At 50.6% G+C, this 7,046-nt stretch carries 7 protein-coding genes; 3 read left to right on the top strand and 4 right to left on the bottom strand.

Translation table 11 applies throughout. From position 1 onward, the window contains the following. Positions 1 to 197: 197 nt before the first annotated feature. Positions 198 to 416 carry a hypothetical protein gene (locus AC1S52_RS26550; protein WP_482032009.1) on the bottom strand — a complete coding sequence of 73 codons (219 nt, stop codon included), beginning with the start codon at positions 414 to 416 and terminating at the stop codon, positions 198 to 200. 210 nt (positions 417 to 626) lie between these two features. Next, positions 627 to 767 carry a hypothetical protein gene (locus tag AC1S52_RS26545; RefSeq protein WP_482032010.1) on the bottom strand — a complete coding sequence of 47 codons (141 nt, stop codon included), beginning with the start codon at positions 765 to 767 and terminating at the stop codon, positions 627 to 629. Position 768: 1 nt separating this feature from the next. Here AC1S52_RS26545 and AC1S52_RS26540 point away from each other — a divergent pair, with 1 nt between their 5' ends. Both AC1S52_RS26540 and AC1S52_RS26535 read left to right on the top strand, forming a co-directional pair. Further along, positions 769 to 996, top strand: a complete 228-nt coding sequence (locus AC1S52_RS26540) for a hypothetical protein (RefSeq protein WP_482032011.1) — start codon at positions 769 to 771, stop codon at positions 994 to 996. A gap of 23 nt (positions 997 to 1,019) precedes the next feature. Further along, a complete protein-coding gene (locus AC1S52_RS26535) occupies positions 1,020 to 1,415 on the top strand; it encodes a PIN domain-containing protein (RefSeq protein WP_482032012.1) in 396 nt (131 codons plus the stop codon). Positions 1,416 to 1,615: 200 nt separating this feature from the next. Here the strand turns inward: AC1S52_RS26535 and AC1S52_RS26530 are convergent, their stop codons facing one another. Both AC1S52_RS26530 and AC1S52_RS26525 read right to left on the bottom strand, forming a co-directional pair. Beyond that, positions 1,616 to 3,871: a spermidine synthase gene (locus AC1S52_RS26530; protein ID WP_482032013.1), complete on the bottom strand. Its 2,256-nt coding sequence runs from the start codon at positions 3,869 to 3,871 to the stop codon at positions 1,616 to 1,618. Between the two features lie 819 nt (positions 3,872 to 4,690). Then, positions 4,691 to 4,885: a hypothetical protein gene (locus AC1S52_RS26525; RefSeq protein ID WP_482032053.1), complete on the bottom strand. Its 195-nt coding sequence runs from the start codon at positions 4,883 to 4,885 to the stop codon at positions 4,691 to 4,693. Positions 4,886 to 5,057: 172 nt separating this feature from the next. Here AC1S52_RS26525 and uvrC point away from each other — a divergent pair, with 172 nt between their 5' ends. Continuing rightward, entirely contained in the window at positions 5,058 to 7,037 is a 1,980-nt protein-coding gene (uvrC, locus tag AC1S52_RS26520; RefSeq protein WP_482032052.1) for an excinuclease ABC subunit UvrC, read from the top strand. Positions 7,038 to 7,046 lie beyond the last annotated feature (9 nt).

The following is a 7,046-nucleotide window of genomic DNA, read 5'->3' as shown; positions in this document are numbered from 1 at the left end:
TGCAGTTAGGGTTGAAAAACTTGACCTACAACTTGCTGCGCTTAGTGTTCTGGCAAACGCGCCCACTTGAGGGATAGATCTGCCCAAAATCGGGTATTGAGTCAGGTTAGACGCTCTATGCGCCGCAAATTTTGCTGGCAGAAGCCCAGCAATTGACCATGAGACTGTTATGAGACTGAAAATTGCTAGAAAACCAATTAATCGAGGTGCCCAATAGTTATATCTCTTTTTAACCTAAAATAGAAGTTCCAGAAATCTTCGCGGCTTCTAATAGCTCCCATTTTTTGATAGAAAGCACTAAAACCTGGATCTTCAAATATTAAATTTTCGATTTCAGACTCTTCTTTAAATCCAGCCAGCCATTCCTTTTCTAATTCTTCTTTAAAGGCATCTTTGAAGGCATCAATTTCTTTCATAAGGTATCCCTTTTAGAAAAACTGTATTAATAATAACGTCAAGTGCGATCGCTGATCTTGTAGGGTGCGTTCCCTACTGCAACTCCTTCTACCCCGCCGATAGATTGCTGGGAACGCACCATGCTCATGCATTCTTTAAAGCAAGCTGCCGCAGTCTAACAACGCCCATGCACACCGACCGCCGAAAGTTGATCGGTTATGATGCAAAGGTTATCTGCGGCGGGTGATGGGCACCGTTATGCGACTGAAGTCCCCGGTAAAGGCAATCCCTGTTAACCCTCTGTCAGCATTAAAGACTGCTCTTTCACTGCTCTCCAGGTAAGCGGTATAGGATGGTAGCAAGGAGGGCAATATGAATATTCCTATCATCGATGAAGTCGTTGAACAGTTGAAAGCTATGCCTCAGCCTTTGCAAAGGCAGGTGCTTGAATTCGTTCGCTCTCTGGTAAAAGCGGAAGTTCGAGGTACACCAGGGCAGCAATTGTTGCGCTTCGCTGGTTCAATTCCCTCTGATGACCTTCAATTAATGCGTGAGGCGATCGAGCAAGATTGTGAGCGGGTAGATATCGATGAGTGGTAGGTTTTTGCTCGATACCAACATCGTTGATTGCGCTTTTTTCAGATGAGGCGATCGTCAAAGACAATCTTGCTCAAGCCAGTGAAGTTTTCATTCCAAGCATTGTCATTGGTGAACTGTGTTATGGAGCCAGAAAGTCAGGACGAGTTGAATCAAACTTAGCAAGAGTTGATGAATTAGTTGCTGGCAGCACAATATTGGTATGTGACGCTGAAACCGCACGGCAATACGGTGAGGTCAAAACCAAGTTAAGGCTCAAGGGTCGTCCGTTACCTGAGAATGATGTCTGGATTGCAGCCCTTGCACTGCAACAGGCTCTAACTTTGGTAACACGCGATGCTCATTTTCAAGAAGTGGAGAGTCTGCAAACGTTAGCGATAACCTCAACCTTCATCCTTAAGTCGATGTTAATTCTGAGGTAACAACCTAACCCACCCGCTTTGGGTAGGGCGAACGAATTACCCACTATGCCATGACAGACCAACTCAAACTTTTCAGCACTGCTGACCAAACTGCTAGTGATTCGAGCCAGTGATGAAGATCGGGAATTGGCAGAGCAATTAGCAGCCCAGTATGACCTGTCGATGAGTGATCTCATCCGAGTGTTGTTGAAGCAAGTAACTCAGCGATCGCGGACGGCTCTCAGAATGCGGAAGATATCAGAAAAATTATCCGTCCACAGGGATGCTCGATCTGTTGGAATAGCCTGCCAGCGAGGATCTTGCCGCAACGAACCAAAATCCTCTGGATGGCGTGCCAGCAGTACCCAATGGGAAGGGGATTTCCCCAACTTCCGCTCAGTATCGGATACGGTCAGCTCCAACTGGCGCAGGCTGGCAAGCCCCAGATCGTTTGCTAACGCCCCCAGAATTGGTTCCAGGTCAAGGTAACGGTTTGAGATGTTGATGATCAACAATCCATGCTGGGTCAGCTTGCTCAGGTAAAGCTGTACGGCTTCTCGCGTAACCAGATGAACGGGAATAGAATCTGAGCTAAAGGCATCCATCACCAACAAATCGTAGTAGTTAGCGGGGGCCTGATTCACAGCCAATCGCCCATCGCCCAAGACCACCTGGGTTGGAGCCGGAGAGTCTTGCAAATAGGTGAAATACTGCTTTGCTAACTCCACATCAGTTGGATCGATTTCATAAAAAGTCCAGTTCTGATCCGGGGTAGCATAGGCAGCCAGGGCACCAGTTCCCAAACCCAAAATGGCAACATGGGAGAAGTTTGCTCCCAATGCTTGAAACACCTGCCCAATCGGTCCACTCGGAAAGAAGTAGGTCAATGGTTCGCGGTGCCGTGCCGGATCCAGACTTTGCTTACCATGCAGGGTCGTTCCATGCAACAGGCTGTGGTAGAGGTTGCGTTCGTTTACCACCCGGTAAACGCCAAAAAAGCTACGTTCTGTAGCCAGTAACCGTCCCAGTGGATTCAACGAAAATTGGTTCAACAGAACCACCAAAATTAGAGCCAGAATGAACCGAAAGGGTTTAATTGCAAACACCCATCCAATCCCTGCGGTTAGTCCCAGAGACAGAACGGCACCGACTAGGCTGACGTTGAGCAAACGAAAGTTGAAGCCAACCAGAAGCACCGCCAACAAAATGCCAACTCCAAAGGGGAGGGTGCGGGCAAGCCGGAAGCCAGCCGTTTGCTCTTCCAAGGTTGTCTCAGATGCTAGCTGTTGCAACAGTAACAGGCTGAGAAGCAGTGCCAGTGGATATTCTAGAATCGTTGAGAAGAGGAGGGGAGCGGCGATCGCATTAAACCATCCACCTAAAACACCCCCAAGTGAAATCCAGAAATAGAATAGGGTCAGGTATTGGGGATCGGGACGAGATCGGGAGAGTTCTCCATGAAAAAGGCGGGCAATCACGAAAAAGCCCAGCCCATGCAGCGGAATTAACACCCAGGCGGGTTGAGTCACCTGGAGCAAAAACAGAACAATCAGTGCGGTCAACACCAGGGGTAGCAAAGCCACCATTTCAGGTGCGGGCAATTGAGGTTGACGGGCAAACGCCAGAATAAAGGTCAACAGATAAAGCGCCAGGGGCACTGCCCAGAGAAACGGAATTGAGGCAATATCCGTTGTCAGGTAGGTGGTCACGCCCAGCAACAAACTGGATGGCAGAAACGCCAGCACAACCCACCTCGCCTGATGCAAAGGGGTTGGTGGAACGGCTGTTGCAAGCGAACTAGAGCCTTGCTCAGTCCCTGCCAATGTTTGAATACTCTCATCTAGAGAAACGTCTGAAGCACTGTCCGATTCTCCAGTGGAGACGCTGCGCGATCGCCACACCTGCACCGCACATAGCCCGACCAAACCAATGAGTAACCCATACCCCCATGCCCAGAGCCAACTTTGTCGAGTTAACGGCAGCATCGGTTCAACCAATAAGGGGTAGCTGACCAGTCCCAGCAGGCTACCCGAATTACTGGCGGCATAGAGAACATAGGGATTGTGCCGGGAGGGGTGATCCGTATGGGCAAACCACTGTTGCAACAGCGGAGCAGTGGTCGAAACCATCAGGAACGGAAAGCCTACCGATCGCAGCAGTACCACCAGCACCCAGAGAATAGGATTTACCTCCTGAGTTGGTATCCAACTGGAAGGCATGGCAATGGGCAAAATCAGCAGAGGCAGGAACAGTAGTCCGACATGCAAAAGCGTTTGATACCGCAGTTTCCACCAGGTCGTGGTGAGATGGGCATAGCTATACCCAACCAGCAGCAGGAACTGAAAAAAGAACAGGCAAGTATTCCAGACCGAAGGTGCCCCTCCCAGCAGCGGCAGGATCATTTTGGCAACCATCAGTTGCACCCAAAACAGCAGAAACGCGCTGATGAACAGGGTAAGGGCAAACAGACTCAGCACTGGGGTAGTAGGGGAAAAAGATCCCCGGTTTCTCGTAGGATATGGTTTAATTTACCGAATAATCTTCACAGAAACCGGGGATCTGTTAAGTTGTCGCAGATTGCGTTTCCGAATGAACTGATCAGTCCTTGACGATAGCCAATTTCCCTTGAATGAAGCCTTTCTCAATCCCCGCCTCGCAGCTTTTTGACTGGCTAACGTCTCCGGGTCAGGTAAAACCTTAGTCAATTACATACTTGAAACACCAAAAGACTGACCCTCATCCCTTAACCCCTTCTCCCATTGAGAAGAAAGGGAAATGATCAAAGTCCCTCTCTCGCTCTGGGCTACTGTGTATACACAAGTGTGAAAGTTGAATCGGTAGGTGATCGCAGAGTCAACGGTGAATGCCAAAACCCTGCTTGGGGGGCTGCCCCCCAAACCCCCCGTGGCAGGTGACGGTTGCGTCCCCCGCACCCCCTCCAAAACGATGTAATCTCGGCGTGAATGGCAACCTTCATCCCATTGGGTCTTCAAGCAAGGGCAAACGGGTGGCAAGGAGAGCGGTTGGTTTTTGAAGCGGAGGCAATGGTTGACCGATTCTCGTCGCGCTAGACTTGAAGCCCCAACGCTAGAGCCTTGCGGGGGGTTTGGGGGAGTTAGGACCCCAAAAGGCGGGGGACTGGGGGGAAGTCCCCCAGAGCCAGTTTCTAACGAAGCCGAGATCTGTATACACCGTAGCCCGCTCTAGGAGAGGGATTTAGGGTGAAGCAAGTATATAAATACCAAACGTTAACGATTTCTGTACTGCCGCTATACTACTGTGCTCAGTGTAACCAGCTAATCATCCGAACTTTGCTGATTTTTTTGCTCAGCTACAAATGTCTCAATCAATTGACCGAGAGCTTGAACGGATTGTCCTGCTGCCGAAATTCGCGATTCCAGCTCTGTAGCCAGCAGTGTTGCAGCCTGAAGATGATTGAGGGTCTGTTCGAGCACGTCACGGGCTTGGAGTTCAAACTCTTCCAAATTCATAGGGAAATCCACACATCTCATGTTTCATATTATACACGTTTAATTCTTCCCCTTACGGATAGAACAATTCCGGTATTCCATCGAAGTCTGTAGAGATTCATCTAAAATTGATGTAAGTGCTATAAAGTTGCCTTCCTGAGATAAAGCCCCTTAGATTGCCCTTGATTCAGTTGTGACATTTGCGAAGACTGTGCCGCTGATTAAAGACCCTCAACGTTTGGATAGTGTTCTCAAAGAGATTCCGCCTGAACCAGGGGTTTACCTGATGCGGGATAGCAATGAACAGATCCTCTATATCGGTAAGTCAAAGAAGCTGCGATCGCGGGTTCGGTCTTACTTCCAGAGTGGTCCCTACCACACCCCTCGCATTAGCTTGATGGTGCGGCAGGTGGTCGAAATTGAATTCATTGTTACGGATACGGAAGCGGAAGCCCTGGCGCTGGAGGCGAACCTGGTCAAGCAGCACCAGCCCCACTTCAACGTGCTGCTGAAGGATGATAAGAAATATCCCTGGCTCTGTATCACCTGGTCTGAGGACTATCCCCGTATTTTCATTACCCGCAGACGGCGACAGGGGAAAGGCAAAGACCGTTTCTATGGTCCCTATGTGGATGTGGGTCTGCTACGGCGCACACTGCACCTGGTTAAGCGGATTTTTCCCCTGCGCCAGCGTCCGCAACCCTTGTTCAAAGATCGCCCCTGTCTTAACTACGATATTGGGCGTTGCCCTGGTGTGTGCCAAAAGCTCATTAGTCCAGAGGATTATCACAAAACTGTGCAAAAGGTAGCAATGGTATTTCAGGGACGTACTAAGGAACTGGAGGATATTCTGACGCAGCAGATGGGGCAAGCAGCAGAATCCCTCAACTTTGAAGCGGCTGCCCACATTCGTGACCAGATTAACGGGATCAAAACGATCGCCGCCGACCAAAAGGTTTCCCTGGCAGATGATACCGTTTCACGGGATGCGATCGCCCTGGCTGCGGACGAACATCACGCCTGCGTTCAACTTTTTCAGATTCGAGCAGGGCGCTTGGTGGGGCGGTTAGGTTTTGTTGCCGATGCTCAATCTGGGACACCGGGAGCCATTCTGCAACGGGTACTGGAAGAACACTTTCAAACGGTCGATTCAGTCGAAATTCCAGCGGAAATTCTGGTGCAGCATGAATTACCGGAAGCGGATATGCTGGCAGAGTTTCTTAGTGAGGCAAAAGGGAGGAAGGTTTCCATCATCGCCCCTCAGCGGCAGACCAAAGCGGAATTGATTGAGATGGTGGAACGCAACGCCGAGTATGAACTGGCGCGTACCCAACGCTTTGCTGATCGCAACGCCCAGGCAATGCAAGACCTGGCAGAATTGCTCGACCTGCCCGACCTGCCCCGTCGTATCGAAGGCTATGACATCTCCCACGTTCAGGGGTCAGATGCGGTTGCGTCTCAGGTTGTGTTTGTAGATGGCTTACCTGCCAAGCAGCATTACCGTCACTACAAAATCAAAAACCCTACTGTCACCTCCGGGCACTCGGATGACTTTGCTTCAATGGCAGAAGTAATCACCCGTCGGTTTCGCAAATATGCGGCAATGAAGGAGCGAGGGGAACAGGTGCGGAGTGAGGAAAGTTCTGTTCTGGATCGGTATGTCACGGCTACCTCGGACTTTCCAGACCTGATTATGATTGACGGAGGCAAGGGGCAACTTTCTGCCGTGGTCAATGCCCTCCGGGAAATGAACCTGTTGGAAGATGTGCGGGTGATCAGCCTTGCCAAGCAGCGGGAGGAGATTTTTCTGCCAGGGGAGTCTTTGCCGCTGAGTACAGACGCGGAACAGCCAGGAGTCCAGCTTCTCCGTCGCCTGCGGGATGAGGCACACCGATTTGCGGTTACGTTCCATCGGCAACAGCGCTCGGACCGAATGCGGCGATCGCGGCTGGATGAGATTCCCGGATTAGGACAACATCGGCAGAAGCAGCTTCTGGCAACCTTTCGCTCGATCGATTACCTGCGAGAAGCAAGCCCCAAGCAGATTGCTGAGGTTCCCGGTATCGGTCCCCGGCTAGCACAGCAAATTTATGACTACTTCCATCCGGGACAGGAAGAAGAGCCAGCGGTAACGCCTGATGTCCCGGAAACGGCTGAGAGTGTGACCACTTAGGGTTTGGAG

The organism is Kovacikia sp. CALU 1929 (assembly GCF_056784235.1).
Note: the sequence above shows the minus strand (reverse complement) of the source record. Positions and strands in the feature narration are given on the sequence as shown.

Excerpts from the sequence above, each read along its gene's own strand:
- AC1S52_RS26525 (WP_482032053.1), bottom strand. The coding sequence starts at position 4,885 with ATGAATTTGGAAGAGTTTGAACTCCAAGCCCGTGACGTGCTCGAACAG.
- AC1S52_RS26540 (WP_482032011.1), top strand. The coding sequence starts at position 769 with ATGAATATTCCTATCATCGATGAAGTCGTTGAACAGTTGAAAGCTATG.
- AC1S52_RS26550 (WP_482032009.1), bottom strand. The coding sequence starts at position 416 with ATGAAAGAAATTGATGCCTTCAAAGATGCCTTTAAAGAAGAATTAGAA.